24 protein-coding genes, 1 tRNA gene and 1 pseudogene are annotated in these 26,197 nt (G+C 67.6%); 16 read left to right on the top strand and 10 right to left on the bottom strand.

The genetic code is table 11. The features are described 5' to 3' along the window. Positions 1-7 precede the first annotated feature (7 nt). The 3 genes from lpxB (at position 8) to QE399_RS18490 (ending at position 2,637) form a co-directional block, all read left to right on the top strand. Positions 8-1,165, top strand: coding sequence for a lipid-A-disaccharide synthase (gene lpxB, locus QE399_RS18500; protein ID WP_309831064.1), 1,158 nt, complete (start codon positions 8-10; stop codon positions 1,163-1,165). After that, the gene (rnhB, locus tag QE399_RS18495) at positions 1,137-1,793 is read left to right on the top strand and encodes a ribonuclease HII (RefSeq protein WP_309831062.1); all 657 of its coding nucleotides are present in this window, start codon (positions 1,137-1,139) and stop codon (positions 1,791-1,793) included. Before lpxB ends, rnhB begins: the two co-directional genes overlap by 29 nt. Before the next feature lie 73 nt (positions 1,794-1,866). Further along, positions 1,867-2,637 (top strand): TrmH family RNA methyltransferase, encoded by a 771-nt coding sequence (locus QE399_RS18490; protein WP_309831060.1) that lies wholly within the window; start codon positions 1,867-1,869, stop codon positions 2,635-2,637. 19 nt (positions 2,638-2,656) lie between these two features. On the opposite strand, the gene QE399_RS18485 is transcribed toward QE399_RS18490, so the two are convergent. After that, entirely contained in the window at positions 2,657-3,460 is an 804-nt protein-coding gene (locus QE399_RS18485; RefSeq protein WP_309831058.1) for a hypothetical protein, read from the bottom strand. 425 nt (positions 3,461-3,885) lie between these two features. On the opposite strand from QE399_RS18485, the gene QE399_RS18480 reads away from it, so the two are divergent. From QE399_RS18480 to QE399_RS18465, 4 genes are all read left to right on the top strand, one after another. Further along, positions 3,886-4,104: a hypothetical protein gene (locus QE399_RS18480; RefSeq protein ID WP_309831056.1), complete on the top strand. Its 219-nt coding sequence runs from the start codon at positions 3,886-3,888 to the stop codon at positions 4,102-4,104. Between the two features lie 473 nt (positions 4,105-4,577). Then, positions 4,578-5,507, top strand: a complete 930-nt coding sequence (locus QE399_RS18475) for a replication initiation factor domain-containing protein (RefSeq protein ID WP_309831054.1) — start codon at positions 4,578-4,580, stop codon at positions 5,505-5,507. Continuing rightward, positions 5,504-5,827 (top strand): hypothetical protein, encoded by a 324-nt coding sequence (locus tag QE399_RS18470; RefSeq protein WP_309831051.1) that lies wholly within the window; start codon positions 5,504-5,506, stop codon positions 5,825-5,827. The genes QE399_RS18475 and QE399_RS18470 overlap by 4 nt, the downstream gene beginning before the upstream one ends. Next, positions 5,757-6,512 (top strand): tyrosine-type recombinase/integrase, encoded by a 756-nt coding sequence (locus QE399_RS18465; RefSeq protein WP_309831049.1) that lies wholly within the window; start codon positions 5,757-5,759, stop codon positions 6,510-6,512. The genes QE399_RS18470 and QE399_RS18465 overlap by 71 nt, the downstream gene beginning before the upstream one ends. Positions 6,513-6,557: 45 nt before the next feature. Here the strand turns inward: QE399_RS18465 and QE399_RS18460 are convergent. From QE399_RS18460 to QE399_RS18440, 5 genes and pseudogenes are all read right to left on the bottom strand, one after another. Beyond that, a tRNA-Thr gene (locus tag QE399_RS18460) sits at positions 6,558-6,633 on the bottom strand. An 11-nt stretch (positions 6,634-6,644) separates the two neighbouring features. Further along, a complete protein-coding gene (locus tag QE399_RS18455; protein ID WP_309831048.1) occupies positions 6,645-7,652 on the bottom strand; it encodes a class 1 fructose-bisphosphatase in 1,008 nt (335 codons plus the stop codon). A gap of 41 nt (positions 7,653-7,693) precedes the next feature. Continuing rightward, positions 7,694-10,403: pseudogene (gene pepN, locus QE399_RS18450) on the bottom strand (aminopeptidase N). Between the two features lie 27 nt (positions 10,404-10,430). Next, positions 10,431-11,535 (bottom strand): peptide chain release factor 2 gene (gene prfB / locus QE399_RS18445; RefSeq protein ID WP_309831046.1). Its coding sequence is split into 2 segments (ribosomal slippage): positions 10,431-11,453 and positions 11,455-11,535, totalling 1,104 coding nucleotides; the frame shifts between segments, so codons are not numbered across the junction. Positions 11,536-11,712: 177 nt separating this feature from the next. Next, positions 11,713-12,639 carry an alpha/beta fold hydrolase gene (locus tag QE399_RS18440; RefSeq protein ID WP_309831044.1) on the bottom strand — a complete coding sequence of 309 codons (927 nt, stop codon included), beginning with the start codon at positions 12,637-12,639 and terminating at the stop codon, positions 11,713-11,715. A gap of 175 nt (positions 12,640-12,814) precedes the next feature. On the opposite strand from QE399_RS18440, the gene QE399_RS18435 reads away from it, so the two are divergent. The 3 genes from QE399_RS18435 to plsY all read left to right on the top strand — a co-directional run bounded on the left by QE399_RS18435 (position 12,815) and on the right by plsY (position 15,363). Continuing rightward, positions 12,815-13,876 carry an aldo/keto reductase gene (locus QE399_RS18435; RefSeq protein ID WP_309831042.1) on the top strand — a complete coding sequence of 354 codons (1,062 nt, stop codon included), beginning with the start codon at positions 12,815-12,817 and terminating at the stop codon, positions 13,874-13,876. 264 nt (positions 13,877-14,140) lie between these two features. Beyond that, complete coding sequence (gene ybaK / locus QE399_RS18430; RefSeq protein WP_309831040.1) at positions 14,141-14,641, top strand: Cys-tRNA(Pro) deacylase; 501 nt, start codon at positions 14,141-14,143, stop codon at positions 14,639-14,641. Between the two features lie 89 nt (positions 14,642-14,730). After that, positions 14,731-15,363: a glycerol-3-phosphate 1-O-acyltransferase PlsY gene (plsY, locus tag QE399_RS18425; RefSeq protein ID WP_309831038.1), complete on the top strand. Its 633-nt coding sequence runs from the start codon at positions 14,731-14,733 to the stop codon at positions 15,361-15,363. A gap of 87 nt (positions 15,364-15,450) precedes the next feature. Here the strand turns inward: plsY and QE399_RS18420 are convergent, their stop codons facing one another. Then, positions 15,451-16,158: a Crp/Fnr family transcriptional regulator gene (locus tag QE399_RS18420; protein WP_309831036.1), complete on the bottom strand. Its 708-nt coding sequence runs from the start codon at positions 16,156-16,158 to the stop codon at positions 15,451-15,453. 148 nt (positions 16,159-16,306) lie between these two features. Here QE399_RS18420 and QE399_RS18415 point away from each other — a divergent pair, with 148 nt between their 5' ends. The 4 genes from QE399_RS18415 (at position 16,307) to QE399_RS18400 (ending at position 20,313) form a co-directional block, all read left to right on the top strand. Beyond that, positions 16,307-16,840 (top strand): Mpo1 family 2-hydroxy fatty acid dioxygenase, encoded by a 534-nt coding sequence (locus tag QE399_RS18415; protein ID WP_309831034.1) that lies wholly within the window; start codon positions 16,307-16,309, stop codon positions 16,838-16,840. 238 nt (positions 16,841-17,078) lie between these two features. Beyond that, positions 17,079-17,618 (top strand): inorganic diphosphatase, encoded by a 540-nt coding sequence (ppa, locus tag QE399_RS18410; protein ID WP_309831032.1) that lies wholly within the window; start codon positions 17,079-17,081, stop codon positions 17,616-17,618. A 212-nt stretch (positions 17,619-17,830) separates the two neighbouring features. Next, positions 17,831-18,340 (top strand): chemotaxis protein CheW, encoded by a 510-nt coding sequence (locus QE399_RS18405; protein ID WP_309831030.1) that lies wholly within the window; start codon positions 17,831-17,833, stop codon positions 18,338-18,340. Between the two features lie 89 nt (positions 18,341-18,429). Further along, positions 18,430-20,313, top strand: coding sequence for a methyl-accepting chemotaxis protein (locus QE399_RS18400; protein WP_309831028.1), 1,884 nt, complete (start codon positions 18,430-18,432; stop codon positions 20,311-20,313). A gap of 129 nt (positions 20,314-20,442) precedes the next feature. Here the strand turns inward: QE399_RS18400 and QE399_RS18395 are convergent, their stop codons facing one another. Together QE399_RS18395 and QE399_RS18390 are read right to left on the bottom strand one after the other, a co-directional pair. After that, on the bottom strand, positions 20,443-21,435 hold the full coding sequence (locus QE399_RS18395) for a Bug family tripartite tricarboxylate transporter substrate binding protein (RefSeq protein WP_309831026.1): 993 nt from the start codon (positions 21,433-21,435) through the stop codon (positions 20,443-20,445). A gap of 32 nt (positions 21,436-21,467) precedes the next feature. After that, entirely contained in the window at positions 21,468-22,904 is a 1,437-nt protein-coding gene (locus QE399_RS18390; RefSeq protein ID WP_309831024.1) for a M20 family metallopeptidase, read from the bottom strand. Between the two features lie 148 nt (positions 22,905-23,052). Between QE399_RS18390 and QE399_RS18385 the strand changes: the two genes are divergently transcribed. Continuing rightward, the gene (locus QE399_RS18385) at positions 23,053-23,970 is read left to right on the top strand and encodes a LysR family transcriptional regulator (RefSeq protein WP_309831023.1); all 918 of its coding nucleotides are present in this window, start codon (positions 23,053-23,055) and stop codon (positions 23,968-23,970) included. On the opposite strand, the gene QE399_RS18380 is transcribed toward QE399_RS18385, so the two are convergent. Further along, complete coding sequence (locus QE399_RS18380) at positions 23,967-25,376, bottom strand: GNAT family N-acetyltransferase (RefSeq protein WP_405043914.1); 1,410 nt, start codon at positions 25,374-25,376, stop codon at positions 23,967-23,969. The two genes, QE399_RS18385 and QE399_RS18380, sit on opposite strands and share 4 nt — an antisense overlap. 82 nt (positions 25,377-25,458) lie before the next feature. On the opposite strand from QE399_RS18380, the gene QE399_RS18375 reads away from it, so the two are divergent. Continuing rightward, positions 25,459-26,031 carry a flavin reductase family protein gene (locus tag QE399_RS18375; protein WP_309831019.1) on the top strand — a complete coding sequence of 191 codons (573 nt, stop codon included), beginning with the start codon at positions 25,459-25,461 and terminating at the stop codon, positions 26,029-26,031. Positions 26,032-26,197 lie beyond the last annotated feature (166 nt).

The following is a 26,197-nucleotide window of genomic DNA, read 5'->3' as shown; positions in this document are numbered from 1 at the left end:
CGCAGCCATGCAAGACACCCCGCGCATCGCGATGGTGGCCGGCGAGACGTCCGGCGACCTGCTGGCCGGCCTGCTTCTGGACGGCCTGCATGTGCAGTGGCCTGCAGTGACCGCGGAAGGCATCGGTGGCGCGCAGATGGAACGCCGGGGGTTTCGGGCCCTGTGGCCCAGCGAGCGTCTGGCGGTGCACGGCTACAGCATCGAGCTGGTGCGCCGGCTGTGGGGCATCCTGCGCATCCGCAAGCAGCTGCGCGCGCATTTGCTGACGGAGCGTCCAGATGTTTTCATCGGTGTGGATGCGCCCGACTTCAACCTGGGTCTTGAGTCCGACCTGCGCGCTGCGGGCATCAAGACCGTGCACTTCGTATGCCCATCCATCTGGGCCTGGCGTGCTGAGCGGGTCGACAAGATCCGCCGCAGCGCCGACCATGTGCTGTGCATCTTCCCGTTCGAGCCCGAACTGCTCGCTCGCCACGGCATCGACGCCACCTATGTAGGGCACCCCCTGGCCCAGGTCATTCCGCTGGTCCCTGACCGGCTGGCGGCGCGCGCGCAGTTGGGGCTGGGCTCGGACGACGAAGTCCTGGCTATCCTCCCCGGCAGCCGGTCCGCCGAGGTGGCCTATATCGCCCGGCCGTTCTTCCAGGCGGCTGCACTGCTGCGCAAGACGCGGCCCAGCCTGAAGATGGTGGTGCCCGCGGTGCTGGCGCTGCATGCCCGGATTGAGCAGATCGCTGCGGAATGCGGCGTGCGCGATGCGCTGCACATCGTCGCGGGGCAGTCCCACACGGTGCTGGCTGCCTGCGATTGCACGCTGATCGCCAGCGGCACCGCGACGCTCGAAGCCGCGCTCTTCAAGCGCCCCATGGTCATCGCCTACCACATGCACCCCATCAGCTGGCGCCTGATGCAGCGCAAGCAGCTGCAGCCGTGGGTGGGACTGCCCAATATCCTCTGCCGGGATTTCGTGGTGCCCGAGCTGCTCCAGGACGCTGCCACGCCGCAGGCGCTGGCCCAGGCGGTCGAGCGCTGGCTGGATGCGCGCACGCACGATCCTGCGGCGCTCTCCGCGCTGGAGCAGCGCTTCACGGCCCTGCACGAGAGCCTGCGCCGCGACACCCCCCGATTGGCCGCTGATGCGATCCAGAAAATCCTCTCCGCCTGAGCAGGCCAGCCTGCCCTGGCATCCGCCCGGTCTCGTGGCCGGTGTGGACGAGGCCGGCCGCGGGCCGCTGGCCGGCCCGGTGGTGGCCGCCGCGGTGATCCTGGACGACCTCCATCCGATCGCCGGACTGGCCGACTCCAAGGTGCTGACGGCCACGCGGCGCGAGGCGCTGTTCGACGAGATCCGCGCCAAGGCGCTGTGCTGCAGCATCGCCGAGGCCACCGTCGAGGAGATCGATGCGCTGAACATCCTGCAGGCGACCATGCTGGCGATGCGGCGGGCCGTGATGGGGTTGCGGCTGCGTCCGGTCCATGTGCTGGTGGATGGCAACCGTCTGCCGCAACTGGACGTACCGGCCGATGCCATCGTCAAGGGCGATGCGCGGGTGCAGGCCATCTCCGCCGCCTCCATCCTGGCCAAGGTGCACCGCGACCGGTGGTGTCAGCAACTGCACGATGAGTTTCCGCAGTATGGTTTCGCGGCGCACAAGGGATACGGCACGGCCGAGCACATGCTGGCGTTGCGCGAGCATGGCGCCTGTCCACAGCATCGACGCTCCTTTGCACCCGTGGCCCAGGTGGGCGTACGGGCAGCGGGCATCTCCGAGGTGGTGCTGGCGATGGCGTGAGGCTCCGGCCTCAGCCTTGTCAACCCACTGGTCCGGTGGCCGCCGCGAGCCGGCCAACCCAGCAACATCTGTCATGACCTCTTCCATTACCGTCATCCAATCGCGCGACAACGCACTCGTCAAGGACTTGCGCCGCCTGGCCCAGGACAGCACGGCGTACCGCAAGCAGGGGCGTGTGTGGCTGGAGGGCGACCACCTGTGCCGCGCTGCGCTCACGCGGGGTATCCGGCCCGCGATGGCCGTTTTCTCCGAATCCTTCTGGCCCCAGGCACAGGTTTCTTACGGGCAGGCCGCGGTCAAGAACGTGGTGATCGCCGATGCCCTCATGGCGGACATCAGTGGGCTGGAATCGGCTGCGCCCATGGGTTTTCTGGTCGATCTGCCCTCCGCGGCCGGCCTGCAGCCTGGGCTGCCCACGGTCGTGCTGGACCGGCTGCAGGATGCGGGCAATGTGGGCTCCATCCTGCGCAGCGCATCTGCCTTCGGATTCGTGCAGATCGCGGCGGTCAAAGGAACTGCCGCGCTGTGGAGCGCCAAGGTGCTGCGCGCCGGCATGGGCGCACATTTCGCCCTGCGCATGGTCGAGGGCCTGGCACCCGAGGACTTGCTGGCACTGGAACTGCCGCTGCTGGCCACCAGTTCGCACGAGGGCGACTACCTTCACCAAGCCGCGTTGCCCTGGCCGTGCGGGTGGGTTCTGGGGCACGAAGGGCAGGGCGTTTCGTCCGAACTGCAGGCGCGCGCTGCGCAGCACATCCGGATCACGCAGCCGGGAGGCGAGGAGTCTCTGAACGTGGCAGCCGCTGCGGCGATTTGCCTGCACGCCAGCGCAGCTGCGCGCTGACGGAGTCGGTGACGCGGGACTACTGATTGCGCAGGAACTGAAGAATGAAGTCGCCCTGGTTGGGGGCGTCCTGCTGCGTAGTGAAGACCAGGCGCTGGCCTTCTGTGCGCAGTTTCATTTCCGGGCCGAACTGGCACGTCACCTGGCCCATGGCGGCCACCTTGGGCTTGACGGCGGGCGTGCTGCGGCACAGATTGTCCAGCTGAGACGCCACTTCGCCGCAATAGCCGGCGATGCTCAGCGTCTTGAGCTGGTCTTCGCTGATGGAGTTCCAGTCCACCATCGTTTTCACCTGGCTGCCGCACGACTCGCTGGCCGTCTGGTCCGCGCGCTGCAGGGCCTGCGCGGTGGAGGCGATGCGCTTGTCCTTGTCGAATCGCGCCAGCCGGGACTGGACGCCCTCCTTCTCCTGGCGCTGGTAGGTGGCTTGCAGCGCTGCCGTGTCGAGCGCCTTGCTTTTCTTCTGGTCGTAGGACAGGGCCGTCGCGCCCTGTTGCCCAGGTAGGTAGACCACGTACTGTTCGCCACCGCCGTACGGACTGGTCTGCTTGTGCACCAGCCCGTAGCTGCGTCCGTCGAGCGTGGTCACGTAAGCCTGTGTCGACGCACCGCGCTGCTCCTGCTGCCCGAGGAAGACGACCTTGTCGATGGGGTGGTTGACGCCGCTCACCTGCATCAAGGCTTGCTTGCCGTCCTTGCTGGGGGCGAGGACGACCTCCATGCCCTGTGGACCGCCGAAGACCTGCGGATAGGCGGCCAGGTCGATGGCTGCTGCACCCAAGGAAAAGATGGCACAGGCAATGGCGACGGGTATCTGCTTCACGGTATTCCCTCTGTTGGATGACCGCAGCAGTCTAGCCACTTTGTCCTTGGGATCGTCGCCAGCAGTGGCTACGCAATTGTTGCAACGCGTTGCGGGATGCGCGATAGTGCCATGAAAAAAGCCCTGACTCTTGCGAATCAGGGCTTTTTTGTTTGGTGCCGGAGAGATGAATCGAACACCCGACCTTCTCATTACGAAGGCCTCCCGGGATGGCCTCTCTCTGACGCGAGTCGGTTTGTACCCGGTGTTTTCAACCTTTGAACTACATCGGAGCTACATATGCGCAGAGCGTTTATTCCTGGTCGGCAGGTATTGGGGGAGGTGCCGCGAAGCGGAGGGGGCGAAGCCACCTCGGGGGCTGGAGCGAAGCGCAAGGAGGGGGCGCAGCCCCCTGGTGACGCAGCGCATGCTATGGGAACGGCGCTATGAAAAACAAAGCAGCACCTCAAGTATCCCTGATTGCGGAGGACTACTACGTTATGCGGATTGCTGACCTGTTGTCCGATGATCCATTGCTAGTCCAGGTAATCGGAAAGCGCTTCAAATTGATCGCTTCTTGTGATCGCGAACGTCGCCGCGTCACGTACCAGTTCCGCCATGTTGATGACGTTGAGGCCGATGAAGCCTCGGCGCGTTGGCTATAGCGCTTGCTCTGAATGAGAGCTTCGCGGTAGCATTGAGGGGCAACTAACGGTCGGCGCACGGAAACTCGTCCAGCGAAACACGCGCTACAGATCAAACGCCAGATGCAGGAAACTTGGGCCTGACGCACGATGCCCCCTGCTAAACAGCTTAGAAGCACTGGCACTCCTCCTACTCCTCAGAATGCTGTTGCGAATCCCTTCAATCGGGTTCGCTGCTGCATGCCTGCGGCGAACTCACACGCATGGAGTTCGTTATGGAGTTTTCCCAAGAATCACGCGCACGGCTCGGCGATGACGCATCGTTGCGGGACGCGTCAGCGGCACGCTGCGAGGCGGCATCGTCGCCCCGTGTAGTAACTACGGGGAGAAAGAACCTTCCCGAAACGACTGTTGAGGCGCCACACCTAGACCCAGAGACAGGGGAGCGGGTTGAAGTATTTATCAGGCCATATGGGGCGACAGTGCTTCGGCACATGGAACCAGTTCAACCTGTCCGCGAAGGCGTTGCACTGGTCGATGCTTTGGCTTTCTCTGTGGTACCGCCCGATGAACAGTCCTACGCCTGGGTGCTGCGGGAAATGGCCCAGTTCATGGAAATAGCAGACCTGGAGCATCGCCGCGGCTTGTACGGCTTCCGCTTCTCGGCGCGCTTTGGGGATAGCGCAGGCGTCATCGCGTGGGGAGGTGAAAGCCAGAAGGGCAGGGTGTATTTCAGCCTCATGGGCAAGGGCTGTTCGATGGTGTCTAGGTGGGCCGATCTGGCCTGCTGGCTGGAGCGTCACAGGGCTACTATCAAGCGCGCCGATTTGGCTTATGACGACTTCGCAGGGCATCTGGTGTCCATCGCCTGGGCCATCCAGCAGTACCAGGGCGGTGGCTTCAACGCGGGCGGGCGTAAGCCCATTCATGCGTGCTATGGCGACTGGCTTGAAGGGGATGCATCTACCAAGGGTCGAACGCTCGGCATTGGCAACCGGGCCAGCGGCAAGTACGCCCGCATCTACGAAAAGGGTAAGCAACTAGGCGACTCCTCTAACCCCTGGACGCGTGTCGAAGTTGAATGGCGTGCGGAAGATCGGTTCATCCCCTATGACGTCCTTATTCGTCCTAGCCACTATCTTGCTAGCGCTTACCCTTGCCTGTCGTTCCTGAGTGAAGAGCAGTCCGTTATCAAGACGGTGACGAAAGCTGCGCAGATCGCATTCGACGCTGCGGTCGATAACGCAAAGCAGCACTGCGGCAAGCTGGTCAACCTCATGATGCAAGTGATGCAGGGGGACTATGTGGCGGTTGTCGATAAGCTGCTGCGCCCTGGCATTCCGGCTCGCATCGACCCCTATAGCTATCACGTGAAGCACGACCCGGCGATGCTGGATTGGGAGCTTCGGGAGGCTGTTGTATGAGCCTCTACAAACGCGAAAACTCGCCGTACTGGTGGATACGTCTTGCTCCGATCAAGGGCGAGCTGAAACCCCTGCAAATCTCCAGCGGCACGGCCAACAAGCGCCAAGCACAGCAGTACCACGACAAGCTCAAGGCCGAGCGCTGGGAGCAAGACAAGCTCGATGTGAAGCCGCGCCGCACCTGGGACGATGCTGCAGAGCGCTTTCTGATGGAGACAACGCACAAGCGTTCAGGCCTGGGACAAGTCCATGCTGCGCTGGTTCCATCCGTATCTAGGGGGGAAAGCCCTGGACGAAATCAATCGGGCGTTGCTGGATGAAGTGAAAGCCAAGCGTGCTAAAGGGGTGGCTGCTGCGACCGTGAACCGGTACATGGCCCTGGTGCGTGCCATCTTGCGCAAAGCTTGCTACGACTGGGAATGGCTGGATCGCGTCCCCAAGGTGGGAATGCTGCGCGATCAGGGTGGGCGCATCCGAGCGTTGACCAAAGAGGAATTCGCGCGCCTGCTGGACCAGTTGCCGGAGCATCTGCGCGATATGGCCATCTTCTCGGTGGCAACGGGTCTGCGGCAGGGCAATGTGACCAAGCTCCAATGGCGGCAAATCAGCCTGGAGCGGCGGCATCTATGGGTTGCGGCAGAGGATCACAAGAACGGGAGAGCGCACGCGGTGCCCTTGAATGAGCCTGCGATGCAGGTGCTCCAAAAGCGCATGGGCGATCATCCGGCGAACGTGTTTACCTACGAGGGCAGGCCCATCGTGCAGGTGAACACGAAGGCATGGCGGGCAGCACTCAAGCGTGCAGGGATCGAGGATTTCCGGTGGCACGACTTGCGGCACACCTTCGCCACATGGCACCGGCAGGCGGGAACGCCCACGCATGAATTGCAACGCCTGGGCGGCTGGAAAACGTTGGAAATGGTCGAGCGCTATGCCCACGTAGCGCCGGAAGGGTTGCAGATTGCGGCGTCGCGCCTCGATAATGTTTTCTCGGGCACATTCTGACTACATGAAAAAAGCCCTGACTCTTGCGAATCAGGGCTTTTCATTTGGTGCCGGAGAGATGAATCGAACACCCGACCTTCTCATTACGAATGAGCTGCTCTACCGACTGAGCTACACCGGCGAAGACTTGAATTATATACCGGAATGGTAGCTCGTCACGCGCTCGACTTCATTTTTCGAGCCCAGGATCACGCTGACGCGCTCGTGCAATTGCTGGGGCACCACGTCGAGGATGCGTTGGCGGCCGTTGGTGGCGGCGCCGCCTGCCTGTTCGACCAGCCAGCCCATGGGATTGGCTTCGTACAGCAGGCGCAGCTTGCCGGGCTTGTTCGGCTCGCGCTTGTCCCATGGGTAGAGGAACACGCCGCCGCGCGTGAGGATGCGGTGCACGTCGGCCACCATGCTGGCGATCCAGCGCATGTTGAAGTCCTTGCCGCGCGGGCCCTCCTTGCCGGCCAGGCATTCGTCGATGTAGCGCTTGACCGGCTCGTCCCAGTGGCGCATGTTGCTCATGTTGATGGCGAATTCCTTGGTGTCTTCAGGAATGCGCACGTTTTCCTGCACCAGCACGAAGGAGCCCTGTTCGCGGTCCAGCGTGAACATGGCCACGCCGTCGCCCACGGTCAGCACCAGGGTGGTCTGCGGGCCGTAGATGCAGTAGCCGGCCGCGACCTGGTGGGCACCGGCCTGCAGGAAGTCGTCCGTGGTTACGCCGGGGTGGCCTTCGGGCTTCTTGAGCACGCTGAAGATGGTGCCGATGCTGACGTTCACGTCGATGTTGGAGGAGCCGTCCAGGGGATCGAACAGCAGCAGGTATTCGCCCTGCGGGTAGCGGTTGGGCACCACGTAGATGCCGTCCATTTCCTCGGACGCCATGGCGGCCAGGTGGCCGCCCCATTCGTTGGCTTCGATCAGCACCTCGTTGGCGATGATGTCCAGCTTCTTCTGCACCTCGCCCTGCACGTTCTCGCTGCTGGCGGTGCCGAGCACGCCGCCCAGCGCACCCTTGTTCACGGAAAGGCTGATGCGCTTGCAGGCGCGGGCGACCACCTCGATGAGCAGGCGCAACTGCGGCGGGATGCGGCCGTCCTCGCGTTGCTGTTCGACGAGGTAGCGGGTCAGGCTGATGCGTTCGGTCATGAACGGGTTCCTTGTGGGATGGTGGGAATCGGTCGGGCCGGTCAGTCGGCCAGCGCGCGGGTGATGACCTCGCGCACGTCGTTGGACAGGTCGGGCTTGGCGGCCACGCGGGCGATGGCTTCGCGGGCGGCCGTGCGGTAGGGCTCGGCCAGCTTCTTCCAGCGGTCGAGCGCGCGCGCCAGGCGGGCGGCAACCTGCGGGTTGATGGCGTCCAGCTCCAGCACGCGGTCGGCCCAGAACACGTAGCCGGCCGCGTCCGTGCGGTGAAAGCCGCCCGGGTTGGCGTTGCAGTAGCTGAAGATCACACTGCGCGCCCGGTTGGGGTTGCGGATGCTGAAGTCGGCATGCTTCATCAGCTGCTTGACCGCGGGCAGCACGTTGCCGCCGCGGTCGGGCGTGCCGGCCTGCAGCGCGAACCATTTGTCCAATACCAGGGCGTCGTCCTTGAACAGCGCGTGGAAGCGCGCCAGCGCCGGCTGGGCCAAGTCATGGCCACTGGTCACCAGGGCGGTCAGCGCGTTGAAGCGGTCCGTCATGTTGCCGGCGTCCTTGAAACGCTGGTAGGCCTTGCCGGGCCAGACCGTGTCGCCCGACGGGCGTGCCGCCAGGCACAGCATGCTCAGCGCCATGCCGGCCAGGGCGCGGCGCCCTGCCGAGAGGGCGTCGGGGCGGTAGGCCCCGGTGTCGTGGTGCTGCTCCCAGGCCCAGGCCCAGTCGGCCTGCAGGGCCGTGGCCAGCTGCGCGCGCAGGGCTTCCCGCACGGCGTGGATGCGCTGTGGGTCCACCACGTCCAGCTGTTCGGCGATGTAGCCTTCGGAGGGCAGGGTGAGAACCAGCTCCTTGAAGGCGGCGTCCAGCGTCGGGTGGCGCAGCACATCGCGCATGGCGGCCACGAATCGCTCCGGTAGTAGATTGTGGTCGATTTGGCCGCCAGCGCTTACGGTGATTGCGCTGTCAGCTATTGTATTGATAGCAATGCGCAGGGCCAGGCGCTGGCCGGCCTCCCAGCGGTTGAAGGCGTCGGTGTCATGCGCCAGCAGGGTGAGCAGGGCGTCGTCGCTGTAGTCGATGTCCAGCAGCACTGGCGCGCTGAAGCCGCGCAGCAGCGACGGCACGGGCGGCTCGTCCACGTTCACGAAGGTGAAGGTGTGCTGGGCCTCGGTCAGCACCACGGTGCGGTCGGCAGCGCCGGCGGCGGCTTCGCCTTCCAGTTGCAGCGGCAGCGGCCGGCCGCTTTCGCCCAGCAGGCCCAGCGCGACCGGGATCACGAACGGTTCCTTGGTGGGCTGGCCGGGCGTGGGGGCGCAGCTCTGGGCAAGCGTCAGCGTGTAGGTGCGGGCAGCAGCGTCGTACGTGCCGGTGGCTCGTACACGCGGCGTACCGGCCTGGGCATACCAGCGCTTGAACTGCGGCAGTAGGCGGGCCAGATCGCTGTCCGGGTTGGCGTCGGCAATGGCCTGGGCGAAGTCGTCGCAGGTCACGGCCTGCCCGTCATGGCGCTCGAAGTACAGCTTCATGCCCCGGGCGAAACCTTCGCGCCCCACCAGGGTCTGCTGCATGCGCACGACTTCCGAGCCCTTCTCGTAGATGGTGACGGTGTAGAAGTTGTTGATCTCGACGTAGCTGTCGGGCCGCACGGGGTGGGCCATCGGGCCGGCGTCTTCCGGGAATTGCACGGTGCGCAGCACGCGCACGTCTTCGATGCGCTTGACTGCGCGGGCGGATGCGCCGCCCGACAGGTCCTGGCTGAATTCCTGGTCGCGGAAGACCGTGAGGCCTTCCTTGAGCGACAGCTGGAACCAGTCGCGGCAGGTGACTCGGTTGCCCGTCCAGTTGTGGAAGTACTCGTGGCCGACCACGCTTTCGATGTTGGCGAAGTCCACGTCCGTGGCCGTGGCCTGGCTGGCCAGAACGTACTTCGTGTTGAAGATGTTCAGGCCCTTGTTCTCCATGGCGCCCATGTTGAAGTCGCTGGTGGCGACGATCATGAAGCGCTCCAGATCCAGCGGCAGGCCGAAGCGCGCTTCGTCCCAGGCGATGCTGGCCATGAGGGAGTTCATCGCGTGCTCGGTCTTCTCCAGATCGCCCGGGCGCACGTAGATCTGCAGCAGATGGTCGTTGCCGCTGCGCGCGCGGGATGCGCTGCTCGCGTGCCACCAGCTTGCCGGCCACCAGCGCGAACAGGTAGCAGGGCTTCTTGTGCGGATCCTGCCAGCGCGCGAAGTGGCGGCCGCCGTCCAGCTCGCCGTGCTCGATCAGGTTGCCGTTGGACAGCAGCACTGGGTACTGGGCCTTGTCGGCGCGCAGCAGCACGGTGTAGCTGGCCATCACATCGGGCCGGTCCAGGAAGTAGGTGATGCGGCGGAAGCCCTCGGCCTCGCATTGCGTGAAGAACGTGCCCTGGCTCACGTACAGGCCCGACAGCTGCGTGTTCTTTTCGGGGCAGCAGGTGGTGAAGATCTCCAGGTCGAAGGGCGCGTCGCCCTCCGGCAGGTTCTCCAGCACCAGGCAGCGGCCTTCCATCTTGAACGACGTGCCGGCGCCGTTGACCAGCACGCGTGCCAGGTTCAGCTCGTCGCCGTCCAGGCGCAGCGGCGCGGCGGGCACGGCGGGGTTGCGGCGCACGCGCATCTTGTTGAGCACGCGGGTCTTGGCCGGGTCCAGGTCGAACGTGAGATCCACCGTGTCGATCCAGTACGCCGGGGCAGCGTAGTCGGCGCGGTGGATGGCCGTGGCTTGTCCTTCTCGCATCATGGCTTGGGGCTTTCCGGGCGCGTCTTACACGCCCTGCTTGAGGGAGGCTTCGATGAAGGCGTCGAGGTCGCCGTCCAGCACCTTCTGGGTGGCGGAGATTTCGACGTTGGTGCGCAGGTCCTTGATACGGCTGTTGTCCAGCACGTAGCTGCGGATCTGGTGGCCCCAGCCCACATCGGTCTTGGTGTCTTCCAGCTTCTGCTGTTCTTCCTGGCGCTTGCGCATCTCGTAGTCGTACAGGCGCGAGCGCAGGCGCTGCCAGGCCACGTCACGGTTGCTGTGCTGGCTGCGGCCGTCCTGGCACTGCACGACGATGCCGGTCGGGATGTGCGTCAGGCGCACGGCCGAGTCGGTCTTGTTGATGTGCTGGCCGCCGGCGCCGGAGGCGCGGTAGGTGTCGGTGCGCACGTCCGCCGGGTTGATGTTGATCTCGATGGAGTCGTCGATCTCGGGGTAGACGAAGAGCGAGGCGAACGAGGTGTGGCGGCCGCCGGACGAGTCGAACGGGCTCTTGCGCACCAGGCGGTGCACACCGGTTTCGGTGCGCAGCAGGCCGTAGGCGTATTCGCCCTCGATCTTGATCGTGGCGCTCTTGATGCCGGCCACGTCGCCCGGGGTTTCCTCCTCGACCGTGGTCTTGAAGCCCTTGCGCTCGGCGTATTTCAGGTACTGGCGCAGCAGCATGCTGGCCCAGTCGCAGGCCTCGGTGCCGCCAGCGCCGGCCTGGATGTCGACGAAGCAGTTCAGCGGATCGGCCTCGTTGCTGAACATGCGGCGGAATTCCAGCTCTTCGATCAGCGGGCGCAGCTTGGCGGTCTCGGCCTCGATGGTCTCCAGGCCCGCTTCATCGCCTTCTTCCTTGCTCATCTCGTACAGCTCGGCGTTGTCGGCCAGCTCGCGGGTGAGCTTGTCCAGCGTGACGACCACGCTGGAGAGCGACTTCTGTTCCTTGCCCAGTTCCTGGGCCTTCTTGGGGTCGTTCCAGACGGAAGGATCTTCGAGGGAGGCGTTTACCGTGCGCAGGCGTTCGAATTTGGCATCGAAGTCAAAGATACCTCCGTAACTCTTGCGTGCGCAGAGCCAGGTCTTCGAGGGTGGTGCCGATGAGGTTGATGCGTTCTGCGTCCATGGTGCGTGTCCTGTGTTCTTGGGAAGTAACCGGCGATTTTCTCATGCGGTGGGGCAGGACGGACCAATGCCCCGCGCCGGCGCTTGCCGCACCGGCATCGCGCATCTGAAATATCAATAACGATAGCGGAAGGCCCATGAAGGGCGGGCGCTGGCGGCCGTTTGGCGCAGATTTGGCTCAGGCGGCCGAGGACAGGAACTCTTCGATCAGAGCGGCCACCGCCTGGGGCTGGTCGTGGTGCAGCATGTGGGCGGCATCCTCGACGAGGGCCGTGCGGCAGTCGGGCACGTGCTGCAGGCGCTCGTGGTAGTCGGCCAGCGTGTACTGGCCCTTGAACCACTGGCCCAGGCTGTCGTCGCTGGCTTCGATGGCCAGCACCGGCGCGGCGATGCGGGCGTAGAGCGCCAGCGTCTCGTCGGCGCGGTAGATGTGGGGGCGCACGATCTTGTGGGCTGCATCGCCCAGCACCTGCCACTGGCCGTCCGCGTCGGGCCGCGCCCACTGCGTGGCCAGCCAGGCGGCCTTGTCGGCGGGCAGGCGGGGGTTGGTCTTCATCAGCCGCCGGGCCACGCCGTCGGCGCTGTCGTAGCTCTTCAAGGCCTTTTCGCCGCGCTGGAACTCGCGCAGTTCGTCCAGCCACTGGGCGTAGCGGTCCGGGGCCTTGGCGGCGGGCACGTCGGGCATGCCGAAACCTTCCAGGTTGACCAGGCGGCGGATGCGGCCGGGGCGCACGGCGGCATACGTCGTCACTACGTTGCCGCCCATGCTGTGGCCCACCAGGTCCACGCTCTGGCCGGGCGCATAGTGGTCCAGCAGGTGGTCCAGGTCGGCCAGGTAGTCGGAGAACTCGTAGTGGTCGCACGGCGCGGGCGGCATGGTGAGCCCGAAGCCGCGCCAGTCGGGCGCCAGGATGAGGCGGTTGGCGAAGAAAGCCTCGGACAGCGCATCGACCACGAACTGGTAGGAGGCGCCGACGTCCATCCATCCATGCATCAGCACCAGCGGCACGCTGCCGGGCGTGGGCGCTCCCCACAGGCGGACGTGGTAGCTGAGCGTGCGGACGGGAACGAATTCGGAGCGGAAGGCGCGAAGGGGCTGGTACATGCGCGCGATTATTCCGGAGCGCCGGACCGCCGGCTGGCCCGGGGGCGACAGCGGCGGCGGAGCCCGCTCGCGCCGGGCGGGCATCCGGCGTGGCTGTGCGGGTGCCGGCGGGCGCCTGCAGCCTTTGCCGGCACGCCGTAAACTGCCCCGCTTGTCCATCCATGAGCCGCACTGCATGAACACGATTTTGCTGGGCCAGAGCGATCTGCGCGTCACCCCCATCTGCCTAGGCACCATGACCTTCGGCGAGCAGGTGAACGAGGCGGATGCCCACGCCATCCTCGACCGCGCGCTGGAGCGCGGCGTCAATTTCCTCGATACGGCCGAGATGTACTCCGTGCCGGCCCGCGCCGAAACCTATGGCGCCACCGAAACCATCCTGGGCCGCTGGTTCGCCAAGCGCCCCGGCGTGCGCCAGAAGGTGGTGCTCGCCAGCAAGGTGGCCGGCCCGTCGCGCGGCATGCCCTGGGTGCGCGAAGGCAAGGGCATGACGGCGGCCGACATCGTGGCCTCGTGCGACGCCAGCCTGAAGCGCCTGCAGACCGACGTGATCGACCTCTACCAGATCCACTGGCCTGAGCGGCACGTGCCGGCCTTCGGCGCGCTGTACTACGACCCGGCCAAGGAGACCTCGCAGACGCCGATCCGCGAGCAACTGGACGCGCTGGCCGGGCTGGTGAAGGCCGGCAAGGTGCGCCACGTGGGCCTGTCCAACGAAACGCCCTGGGGCGTGCATGAGTTCGTGCGCCTCGCCGAGCAGCACGGCCTGCCGCGCGTGGCCAGCGTGCAGAACCCGTACTGCCTGATCAACCGCAGCTGGGAAAACGGCATGGACGAGAGCTGCCACCGGCTGGACGTGGGCCTGCTGGCGTATTCGCCGCTGGCCTTTGGCTTGCTGACGGGCAAGTTCGACGACCACGCGCCCACCGATCCGGGCGCGCCGCAGGCTGCGCGCATCGCGCGCTACGAATCGGTGCGCAAACAGCGCTGGGGCCGGCCCGAATCGCTGGTGGCCGCCCGCCGCTACAACCAGCTCGCGCGCGACCATGGCCTCACGCCCACCCAGCTGGCGCTGGCGTTCTGCTACCAGAACTGGCGCGTGGCCAGCACCATCATCGGCGTGACCTCCGTGGCCCAGCTGGACGAGGACCTGGACGCCTGGGGCACGGCGCTGTCGCCGGAGCTGCTGGCGCAGATCGATGCGATCCGGTGGGAGTTGCGCGACCCGGCGCAGTGATTCGGAGCATCCCCCTGAGCGGCTGCGCCGCTTCCCCCTTCTCTCATCGCTGCGCGATGGGAAGAGGGACGACGCCAGTGGCCGGGCGAAGCCCGTTCCACGGCGTCTGCTGGCTTGGCCTGCTCCGCGGCCTTCTGAGTCTTTGTGCATCAGCGGCGCTGGCGAAGCGGTGCGACGGCTGCGTAGCGAGGGACCGTGATTTATGGGTGAAAATGGCCTTCGGCGCTTATCTGTCAAGCGCTAATAGCTATCATTTTTGAAATCATGGCCAAGAAAGACAAGACGGCGCATGTGAGCGAGACGCCGGCCACGCAGTGGCTGCGGGCGCACCACGTGGCGTTCACCGAGCATCCGTATGAGTACGTGGAGCATGGCGGCACGGCGGAGTCGGCGCGGCAGCTGGGGCTGGACGAGCATGCGGTGGTCAAGACGCTGGTGATGCAGGACCAGGACGCCAAGCCGCTGATCGTGCTGATGCACGGCGATCGCAAGGTGTCCACCAAGAATCTGGCGCGGCAGATCGGGGCCAAGTCGGTGGAGCCGTGCAAGCCCGAGGTGGCTAACCGCCACAGCGGCTATCTGGTGGGCGGCACCTCGCCCTTCGGCACGCGGCGCGACATGCCGGTCTATGTCGAGGAGAGCATCCTGGCGCTGCCGCGCATCGCCATCAACGGCGGGCGGCGCGGTTTTCTGGTCCAGATCGATCCGCAGGTGTGCGTGCAGTGGCTCGGTGCGCGGCCGGTGCAGTGCGCGCTGGCAGAATAGGCCGCCTTTGCGCGCGGCGTGCCGCCGCACGCACCTGCCAGGCTTCCTGCCCGCGCGGGTGACCCGCCTTCACGACAAGAGACAACACCTTGACCGCCCTGTATCCCGTCCTCGCCACCCTCGCTGCCTACCTGTTGGGCTCGCTGTCGTTCGCCGTCATCGTCACCCGCGTGATGGGGCTGAGCGACCCGCGCACCTACGGCAGCAAGAACCCCGGCGCCACCAATGTGCTGCGCTCGGGCTCCAAGGCCGCGGCCATCATCACGCTGCTGCTGGACGCCGTGAAGGGCTGGCTGCCGGTCGTGCTGGTGCGCTGGTTCGGCGAGCCGTACGGGCTGGAAGAGGGCACCATGGCCCTGGTGGGCCTGGCCGCCTTCCTGGGCCATCTGTGGCCGGTATTTTTCCGCTTCGAAGGCGGCAAGGGCGTGGCCACGGCGCTGGGCGTGCTGCTGGGCATCAGCGGCTGGCTGGGGCTGGCCACGCTGCTCACCTGGATCATCGTGGCGTTCTTCTTCCGCTATTCGTCGCTGGCCTCGCTGGCCGCGGCGGTGTTCGCGCCGCTGTACTACGTGTTGTTCGGCGGCGTGTTCTGGACCATGGATGCCCGCGTGGGCGTGGCCATCGCGGTGATGGCGGGGCTGCTGGCCTGGCGGCACCAGGAGAACATCAAGCGCCTGATGGCCGGCACCGAGTCGCGGCTGGGCTCGCGCAAGAAGGCCTGACGCGGCCCGGCCGGCGCTGCCGCTCCGCGGAGCCCGGCGCCTTCGTTTTTCTTCTTTCCGCTTTTCCCCGCTGACGGGCGCATGTGGCTACCCGCCCGCGGCGCGTAGCCCATCCAAGTCGCAGATCTCGATGGCTCCCCGGTGCACGCGAACCAGCCCGCGAGCCTGCAGGTCCCGCAGGATCTGGTTGGCCGTCTGGCGCGAAATGGACAGCATCAGCGACAAATCCTCCTGCGACAGCGCGATGCTGCGGCGTGATGCCGGTGCGCTGCCGCTCCACTGCCCATAGCCCTCGGCCATCATCACCAGGCGCCGTGCCAGGCGCTGGGGTGCGGGCGTCAGGGCCAGTTCCTCGATGGCGATGAAGGCGGTGCGCAGCTTGTCGGTCAGCAGGAGGGCCAGCGCATGCCAGTGCGACGGGTGGTGGTCGAGCCAGGCCAGCAGCGGTTCCTGCGGCACATGCACCAGCGTGCACGCGGCCGCTGCACGCGCGTCGTGGGTGCGCACGGCCCGGTCGAACAGCGCGATCTCGCCGAACCAGGCCGGTGGCTCCAGCCGTGTCAGCAGCGCCGCGCGGCCCTGGTCGCTGTGGCCGCCCGCGCCGGAGATGTCGATGGCCCCCCGCACCACGGCATACAGCCCGCAGGCCGGATCGCCGCGCAGGAACAGCGCCTCGCCGGCTTGAAGGGCGCGCAGCTGCGCCATGCCCAGGAGCGCCTGGGCCAGCTCGGCGGGCAGGCCGGCAAACCAGCGGCCGCGGGCCAGCGTGGGCAGGTGATCGGAGACGGTGCTCATCGGGTGGGAGGCGGGAGGGGTTGTGTCGGCTGCCTGACAGACATCAAGGCCTGCCGCGGCCGATTATTCGGCCACCCAGCCGCCCCGGGACAGAGGGCCATCCCGGGGCAGGCCCGGGCACAACGACGACACGACACAGGAGACCGGCATGCGCAAGAACCTCATCGACCACCTGTCGCAGTACGCGGACTACCACCGCGACCCGCGCAACATCCGCACCCATTTCGTGGGCGTGCCCATGATCATGCTGGCCGTGACCGTGCTGCTGTCGCGGCCGGCGTGGACGGTGGGCGGCCTGCCGCTGTCGCTGGCGCTACTGGCGGCCCTGGCGAGCTGCCTGTTCTACTTCCGCCTGGACACCCGCTACGGCGCCACCATGGCCCTGGTGCTGGCGGCGATGCTGGCCGTGGGCCAGTGGCTGGCCGGCCAGGCGACCGCGCTGTGGCTGGGCGCAGGCATGGGCTTGTTCGTGGTCGGCTGGGTGATCCAGTTCGTCGGGCATCACTACGAGGGGCGCAAGCCGGCCTTCGTGGACGATCTGGTGGGCCTGCTCATCGGGCCCCTGTTCGTGGCGGCCGAACTGGGCTTTACGCTGGGCCTGCGCAAGGAAGTGCGGCAGCAGATCGAAGCGCGTTCGGGGCCGGTGCGGCTGCGTCCGCAGCCCGCCGTCGCCGGCGTTTGAAGCCTTTCAGGCTGCTGGCGCAGATACAGCAAGCGCAAGTTGCTATCAATTAAGTAGCGGTGCGACTTTGCGGTGCTGGCGCATGGCGGCTGCGGCCGGCGTCGGCACAGGCGCCTGCCGCCGTTGGGGCGAGGGCGGCGCCGGGGGGGCGGGTGCGAACGCCTAAAATCCCGGAGGAATCCCGGCCCGGTGCCGGGAGCGATTTCGCTTTCCCATCCACCTTTCTTTTCGAGAACGCATGTCCCTCAACAACGTCACCCCTGGCAAGAAGCTTCCCGACGCCTTCAACGTGGTCATCGAGATTCCCGCCGAATCCGATCCGGTCAAGTTCGAGGTCGACAAGGAAACCGGCGCCGTCTTCGTCGACCGCTTCCTGAGCACGGCCATGTACTACCCCTGCAACTACGGCTACGTGCCCCAGACGCTGTCGGGCGACGGCGACCCGGTGGACGTGCTGGTGCTGTCCCCTTACCGCCTTCCGCCGGGCGTGGTGGTGCCCTGCCGCGCGCTGGGCATCCTGAAGATGGAAGACGAAGCCGGCGTGGACGGCAAGGTGCTGGCCGTGCCCACCACCAAGATCCTGAAGTCGTACGCCCACATCCAGTCGCTGGACGATGTGGAGCCCGGCAAGCTCAAGGCCATCAGCCACTTCTTCGAGCACTACAAGGACCTGGAAGAAGGCAAGTGGGTCAAGGTGCTGGGCTGGGAAGGCATCGAAGCCGCCCACAAGGAAATCCTGGACGGCGTGGCCAACCACGAGAAGGCGCAACAGGCCTGATCGCCTGCCCGCGCGCGCTCCCGTGACAGCCTGCAGGTTCGCCTGCAGGCTTTTTTCATGGCGGGCCGGGGAATGCGCCACGACCAAGGCCCGCCGCCGCCTGCGGGAATGTGTAAATTGTCAGCGAACGTAACGACGGGCTGCTATGCTGGCCTGTTGCCGCCTGACGGGCCACCGCAGGCGGGGTTCCCATCGCAGCTAGAAGGATCGCCATGTCGTTTTCATCCACCCCCCGCACCTCCGGCAGCACCGCAGGCGCGGGCCAGTCTCCTGGCGAATACCTCACGTTCCGCCTGGGCCAGGAAGAGTACGGCATCGACATCCTGCGCGTGCAGGAGATCCGCTCGTACGAGCAGCCCACGCGCATGGCCCACGCGCCGGAATTCATCAAGGGCGTGATCGATCTGCGCGGCGTGATCGTGCCCATCATCGATCTGCGTCTGAAGCTCGGCTGCCCGCAGGCCGAGTACACGGACTTCACCGTGGTCATCATCCTCAACGTGGGCAACGCCGTGTTGGGCGCGGTGGTGGACGCCGTGGCCGACGTGGTGGCGCTGCAGGCCAGCGACATCAAGCCCGCGCCCCAGTTCGACAGCCAGGTGGACGCGGCCTTCATCCGCGGCATCGCCACCGTCGGCGAGCGCATGCTCATCGTCATGGACATCGAGTCCCTGCTGAGCAGCGCCGACATGGGGCTGGTGCGCTCGGCCACCCAGGCCTGAGCCACCGGCGCCAGCGGGGCGGCCACCGCCGTCCCTGACTTTTTCCGTTCTTGCGTTCCATCATTGTTGTGTCGTAGAGGGGTGTCGCCATGGGTCTGTCGGACATGCGCGTGGGGGTGAAACTGGGCCTGGCCTTTCTGGCCCTGGTGCTGCTGAGTGCGTTGCAGGGCGGCATCGCCATGCTGCAGCTCACATCGATCCACGGGGACACCCGGGACATCGCCACCAACTGGCTGCCCAGCATCCAGGCGCTGGGCGACATGCGCGCCACGGCCAACCAGATGCGCGCCACCGAAGTCGCGCTGGTGCTGACGCCGGATGCTTCCGAGAAGATGCGGCTGGAGGACGAACTCAAGCGCAACGTGCAGGCGCTGGCCGAGAGCGAAAAGCGCTATGCCGAGATGATCACCCCCTCGGAAGCGCAGACCTACGAACGCTACAAGGCGCAGCGCGACGCCTATCTCAAGGTGCAGGCGCAGCTGGTCGAATTGGTCGCCGCCGGCGATTTCAGCTATGCGGACGCCGCCCGCCTGCTCAAGCAAGACTCTCAGCAAGCCTTTGCGGCGCTGGCGGAAACCGTCGGGCAGCTGGCCAAGATCAACGCCGACGGATCGGCGCAGGCCTATGAGGATTCCCAGGGCGCCTACGGCCAGGCGCGGGGTGCCGTCGCCGCGGTGCTGATCGCCGCCGTCGCCATCGCGGCGCTGCTGGGCCTGTGGATCACGCGCCTCATCACCCGGCCGGTGGTGCAGGCCGTGGCGGCCACCCGCGAGATCGCCCAGGGCAACCTGGCGGTCGACCTCACGGTGCATGGCAAGGACGAACTGGGCCAGCTCACTCAGGCGCTGGTGGACATGCGCGACAACCTCACGCGCGTGGTGTCCGGCGTGCGCAGCAACGCCGAGAGCGTGGCCACGGCCAGCGCCGAGATCTCGCAGGGCAACAACGACCTGTCGGCCCGCACCGAACAGCAGGCCAGCGCGCTGGAGGAAACCGCCGCATCCATGGAGCAACTGGGCTCCACCGTGCGCCAGAACGCCGACAACGCCCGCCAGGCCAACCAGCTGGCCATGAGCGCCAGCACCGTGGCCGCCCAGGGCGGCGAAGTGGTGGCCGAAGTGGTGGACACCATGAAGGGCATCAACGACGCCAGCCGCAAGATCGCCGACATCATCGGCGTGATCGACGGCATCGCCTTCCAGACCAACATCCTGGCGCTCAATGCGGCCGTGGAAGCGGCCCGCGCCGGCGAGCAGGGCCGGGGCTTTGCGGTGGTGGCCGGCGAGGTGCGGGCCCTGGCCGGGCGCAGCGCCGAGGCGGCGCGTGAGATCAAGGCGCTGATCGGCACCAGCGTGCAGCGGGTGGAGCAGGGCACGCAGCTGGTGGACCGCGCGGGCGCGACGATGACGGAAGTGGTGAGCGCCATCCGGCGGGTGACGGACATCATGGGCGAGATCAGCGCGGCCAGCAGCGAGCAGAGCGCGGGCGTGGGCCAGGTGGGCGAGGCGATCACGCAGATGGACCAGGCGACGCAGCAGAACGCGGCGCTGGTGGAGGAGAGTGCGGCAGCGGCGGGTAGCCTGAAGACGCAGGCCGGGCAGCTGGTAGAGGCGGTGGCGGTGTTCCGCCTGCCGCAGGGCGGGGCGGCCGCAATGGCGCGGCCGTCGGTGAGCGCGTCCGTGGCACCGGCTGCGGCCGTTGCACCTGCGGCGCAGTCTGCGACCGCTCCCGCTGTGGCCTCGGCCCACAAGGCTTTGGCACTGGCCTCGTCAAGATCTGCACCGACCCCGGCACCGGCTGCGGGGCCGGCTTCATCGGTCGCGCCGGCCAAGCCCGCTGCGGCAGCCGCCAAGGCGCCGTCCAGGTCGCACACCCCACGGCCCGCCGCGCCAGCGCCCGCGGCCATGCCAGCTCCCGCGCCTGCGCGGAACAAGCCCACGGCAGGCTCGGACGACGACTGGGAAACATTCTGACGCGTTGGCCACTGGCCGCAACGCCCCACCCGGCGGATCGGAAAGACGCCGCCACAAAAAAGCCCGCAGCAAGCGGGCTTTTTTCTTGGCTTGGCCGCTCCGCAGCCCGCACCTGCGAGGGGGCTGCGCTCAATCCACCACAAGGGACACCCGGTGGGCGAGTGCGCGGTAGCGGCTGATCTCTTGCTCCATCATCTGCCGGAACATCGCCGCGCCGATGGCCACCGGCTCCATGCCCTGGTTGCGTAGCTGCGTTTGCAAGCCGGGGTCTGCCATGGCGGCCGTGGTCTCGCGGGCCAGCTGGTCCACGATGGCCTGGGGCGTCTGGCGCGGGGCGGACAGCGCGTACCAGCCGTCGAACACCGCGTCCGGCAACCGCAGTTCGCCCAGCGTGGGAACGCCGGGCAGCAGGCTCGCCCGCGTGGACCCCACGATGCCGAGCGCGCGCAGCTTGCCGGACTTGATGTGGGGCGCGACGGAGGGGGCGGTGTCCACGGCCAGCTCGATCTCGCCGCTCATCAGCGCCAGGATGGCCTGCGCGCTGCCCTTGTACGGCACGTCCTGCAGTTGCACGCCGGCGGCCAGGGCGAACAGTTCGCCGGCCAGGTGCGGCGCAGAACCCGGACCGAACGTGGGGTAGTGCAGCGAGCGGGGCTGGGCCTTGGCCGCGGCGATGAGGTCGTTCACGTGCCGCCAGGGTTTCTCGGCGTTGACCACCAGCACCAGCGGCGTGCGCGCGACGATGAGGATGGGCGCCAGGTCGCGCAGCGGGTCGTAGGGCAGCTTGCTGCGCAGGGCCGGGTTGACGGTGTAGCTGGTCGAGCCGGACAGCAGCAGCGTGTAGCCATCCGGCGCGGCCTTGGCCACGGCGTCCGAGCCGATGATGGTCGAGGCGCCGGGCCGGTTGTCGATCACCACCGGCTGCTTCAGCCGCTCCGCCAGCTTCTGGCCCACGCCGCGTGCCACCAGGTCGGTGCCGCCACCGGGCGGGAAGGGCACGACCAGCTTGACCGGCCGTGCGGGCCAGGCATCCGGCTGGGCCTGAACGGCGGGCGCCGCGCCGCCGGCGGCGAGCGACAGAGCGGAAAGAGTAAAGGCGCGGCGGGAGAGAGGATGCGTCATGGCGGCGGAGGGCACAGAGGAAGAAGCGGGCATCACGCGGCGGCAGCGGTGGCAGTCGCGGCTGCACGGACGGGCCAGGGGGCGCCACCTGCGTCTGCAGGCTCGCCCAGGTCCCAGTACAGGCCGGCCATCACGCGCAAACCGTCGCGCACGACCGGGGCCAGCAGGTGTTCGTTGGGTGCGTGCTGTGCGCAGGCGGGGTAGGAGTGCGGCACCCAGAGCGTGGGCAGGCCCAGCAGCTCTGCGAAGACATCGTTGGGCAGCGACCCGGCCAGGTTGGGCAGCACGTCCGGCGGCTGGCCCGCCGTGCGCTCGATGGAGGCCTGCGCCCATTGCGCCCAGGGATGGTCGGGCTCCAGGCGGGTGGCGGCGCCGGCCAGCGTGATGCTCACGTCGATGCCGTGGAATCCCCGCGCCTCCAGATGCGCCTGCACGATCTCCTGCAGGCGCTGCCATGGCGTGCCCACCACGAAGCGCAGCTGGCAATGCACGACGGCTTCGCCGGGAATGGCATTCACGGGGCGCTGGGGGTTGCCGGCGCCCATGGCCAGCACCTCCAGCGTGTTCCAGCCCATCAGCCGCTCGGCGGCCGACAGGCCGGGCTCGCCCCAGCATTCGCTCAGCGCCGGGTCGTCCGCGCCGCCACCGATGGCGATGCGCGCGAGCGCCGTGCGCACCGCCGGCGTGATGGGCTGCGGACGCAACCCGTCGATGGTGATGCGGCCCCGCGCGTCCACCATGCTGGCGACGGCGTTGCACAGGATGGTGGCCGGGTTGGCCAGCACGCCGCCCCAATTGCCCGAGTGGTAGGCGCGGGGGCGCTCCTTGAGCCGCAGCGTGAAGTTGATCGCGCCCCGCGAGCCCAGGAACAGCGTGGGCCGGGACGCATTCACGCGCGGCCCGTCGCTGGCCAGGAACACGTCGGCGCGCAGGGCTTCGCGCTGCGCTTCGCACAGCGCGTGCAGGCCGGGCGATGCGGCTTCCTCGCCCATCTCGATGAGCCAGGTGAGGTTGTAGCCCAGTCGCCCTCCGCGCGCTTGCAGCACGGCCTCCAGCGCCCCCAGGTTCACGGTGTGCTGCCCCTTGTTGTCGGCCGTGCCCCGGCCATAGAGGCGGTCGCCCTCGGCCGTCAGCACCCAGGGATTGAGGCCGGCGCGCCAAGCGGCGTCCTGCCCGCTGGTCACATCGCCGTGGCCGTAGCCCAGCACCGTGGGCAGGGCCGAGTCTTCCACCCGGCGGGCGATCAGGAACGGGCCGCCGCTCGGAGCCGGGTTGGGCAGGATGCTGCAGTCGAAGCCGAGCGCCGTCAGCGGCGGCACCAGTTCATCGCGCAGATAGGCGTCCAGGGACGGCGGGACGGTGCCGGTATCGCTCTCGGTGTGCAGCGCGACGCGCCGCTGCAGGTCGGCGAAGAAGCGGCCGTCGTCGAAATAGGTGCTCGCCAGATCGAGCGCGTCGTTGCGTTGCATGGGTTCCTCGGGGCAGGGAGACCTCGCAAGTACAAAGCCAGATGCCTGTTGCGGGAAGTACTCTTTTCGCATGAGGGTATTGCCTCAAATGCAACGCAGATGCATGGCACGCCACAATCCGGACACCGCTCTGCTTTTTGGTACCGCCATGGCTTCCCCGTTTCTGCTCAGCATTCCCATGCGCCACTTTCTGGAGGTGGCCCAGGCCGGCTCCGTCAACCAGGCCGCTGCGCGGCTGTGCGTCGCGCCGTCGGCCGTGAGCCGGCAGATCGCCAAATTGGAGGATGCGCTGGGCACGCCGTTGTTCGAGCGGCAATCACGGGGCATGGTGCTCACGCCGGCCGGCCAGCGCCTGGCCGGCCACCTGCAGCATGCAGTGCTGGACGGCGAGGCGGTGCTGGACCAGGTGCGCCACCTGGGCGCGCAGACGGCGGCGCGTGTGCGCGTGTGCTGCACCGAAGGCTTTGCCGCCGGGTTCATGCCGGCCTTCATGCAAACCTTCATCGCCGAAATGCCCGGCAGCCAGATCGAATTGCTGGTGGGGTCGCCCGAGGATGTGAGCCAGTGGCTGCTGCGTGGCGAGGCCGACATCGGCCTCAAATACGCGGTGGCGCCCGAGCTGGGCCTGCGCGTGGCCCACGCCGCCCCGGCGCCGGTGATGGCCGTCATGCCGCCCGACCATCCGCTGGCGGCGCAGGAGACGGTGACCTTGGCCGCGGTGGTCCGCTACCCGCTGCTGGTGGGCAGCAAGGGCGTGACGGCGCGCCAGCTGTTCGACCTGGCCTGCAGTGCGCAGGGATTGCGCTACACGCCGGTGCTGGTGAGCAACTTCTCTTCGGTGATGCTGCCGTTGCTGCGTTCGCCCCAGGTGCTGCTGTCCGGCGTGCTGACGGTGCAGCACCTGCTGGACGCCGGCCGCGCGGTGGCCCGGCCGTTCGGCGAGCCGGTGCTGGAGCAGCGCCGTCTGCTGGTGTTGGCGCTGGAAGGGCGCACGCTGCCGCCCCCGGTGGCCGCCTGCGTCGAGCGCATGGTGGCTGCCATCGGCGGGGCGGCGGGCAGGCCCTAATCCGGCGCCTGCGGTTTCCTGAACGGGCTGCGCGCCTGCAGGTGATCCAGGTACTGGGCCATGCCGTCGCCCTCGCGCTCCAGGAAGCGGTCCACCGCCTCGGCGAACGCCGGGTGCGCCAGCCAGTGGGCGCTGGTGGCCTGCACCGGCAGCAGGGCACGCGCCATCTTGTGCTCGCCCTGGGCGCCGCCCTCGAAGCGCTGCACGCCGTGGGCGATGCACCAGGCGATGGGCTGGTAGTAGCAGGCCTCGAAGTGCAGGCAGTCCACACGCTCCAGCGCGCCCCAGTAGCGGCCGAACGCGACCGCGGGTTCAGGGTCTTTTGGGCTGTTAGCGCAGGTGGGGTTTGCACCAATAGCTATCAAACTGCTAGCGATGGCCTGGCCGCCGCGCTCCGCGATGAACAACACCCAGGCCTCGGGCATGTCGCGCTGCATGCGGTGGAAGAAGTCCCGCGACAGGTAGGGCGGGTTGCCGTGCTCCAGGTAGGTGCGCTCATAGCACCGGTAGAAGAAATCCCAGTCGTCCGTGGAGATGCCCGCCCCTTGGGCATGTCGGAAGGTCACGCCCGCCTCGGCCACCTTGCGCCGCTCCTGGCGGATCTTCTTGCGCTTGTCCTGCGCCAGGCTCGCCAAGAAATCGTCGAAGTCGTGGAACGGCCGGCCGGCAGACCCTTCGTCGCCATGTGGCGCCAGGGCGGGGGGCCCCGCGTCGTCGGCCGGCGAAGCCTGCGCAGCGGGGAGCGTAGGGGCCGCATCCAACCCGCCGCCGGGCCGCCCCAAGGCGGGTGGGGCCCCCTCGGGGGGCAGCGAACCACGCGCAGCGGGGAGCGTGGGGGCCACATTCTTCCAATGAAACTGCACGGTATGGCGCAGCATCAGGCCGGCCTCGCGGGCGGCCTCCACATCGGCGTCGGCCCCGAAAAGCAGGTGCAGCGACGACAGCTCCGCCTCTCCGCACCAGGCGACCAGTGCCCGCAGCAGCGCCGTGCGCGATGCGGCGTCCCGCGCCAGCAGCCGCGCGCCCGGCACCGGCGTGAAGGGCACGGCCACCACGGCCTTGGGGTAGTAGTCCAACCCGTGGCGTGCATAGGCGTCGGCCCACGCGAAGTCGAACACGTACTCGCCGTACGAGTGCGGCTTGACGTACAGCGCGCACGCCGCCTGCAGCGCGTCGCCGCGCCACAGCGTGAAGAACAGCGGTGTCCAGCCGGTCTGCGGCGTGGCGCTGCCGCTGTCGTGCAAGGCTGCCAGATAGGCGTGGCGCAGGAAGGGCGTGGCCTGCGGCTGGGTCGCCAGCAGCGCGTCCCAGGCGGCGGCGTCGACGTCGGCCGGGGCGTCCGCAACGCGCAGTTCATACGGGGTGGAGGAGGGCAAGGCGGCAGGGGTGTTCCAGGAAGCGGCCATCGTGCCACAGCGCAAAGACCCGCGCCGCCCTGCGGCAGCCGCCGACGCGCGCACCGCGGCGCCCGGGCCGACAATGCAGCGCATGAGTTCCCACCGCCTTCCCGTCCCCCTCGACCGCGCCACGCGCCTGGTCAACCACGGCCCCACCGTGCTGGTCAGCGCCACCCACGGCGGGCGCAGCAACGTCATGGCCGCCGCCTGGAACATGGCGCTGGATTTCGCCCCGCCCAAGGTGGCGGTGGTGATCGACAAGATCACCTTCACGCGGGGGCTCATCGAGTCGTCGGGCCACTTCACGCTGAGCGTGCCCTGCCATGCCCAGGCCGCGCTCACGTCCGCCATCGGCGGCAGCACGGGCCAGGAGATCGACAAGGCCGCCACGCTGCCCGGCCTGGCCTGGATCGACGAGCCCGCCAGCCCTGCGCCGCTGGTGGACGGTTGCGTGGCCTGGCTGGCCTGCAGGCTGCTGCCCGAGCCGCACATCCAGCAGACCTACGACCTGTTCCTGGGCGAGGTGATCGGCGCCTGGGCTGACGAGCGGGTTTTCTCGCACGGCCGCTGGCACTTCGAAGGCCACGAGGGGCTGCGCACGCTGCACCATGTGGCCGGCGGGCACTACCTGCTGCCGGGTGGATTTGTCGGAACACCCCCCTGAGGCCCTGCGGGCCTTCCCCCCGCTCTCGCTTGCTGCGCAAGACGGGCGGGGGGACGCAGCCGTCGCTGCGGGGCGGCCCTTGCTCGGCTGCCCTGGCTTGGGCCGCGCCCGTTTCAAACGCCCATGGCGCAACGCTTGTCGCCATCGGCCCCTTGTCGGGGCTTCG

This window comes from Paracidovorax wautersii, from assembly GCF_031453675.1.
Classification (GTDB): Bacteria; Pseudomonadota; Gammaproteobacteria; order Burkholderiales; family Burkholderiaceae_C; genus Paracidovorax.
The sequence above is the reverse complement of the archived record's forward strand: the minus strand, read 5'-3'. Positions and strand labels throughout refer to the sequence as shown.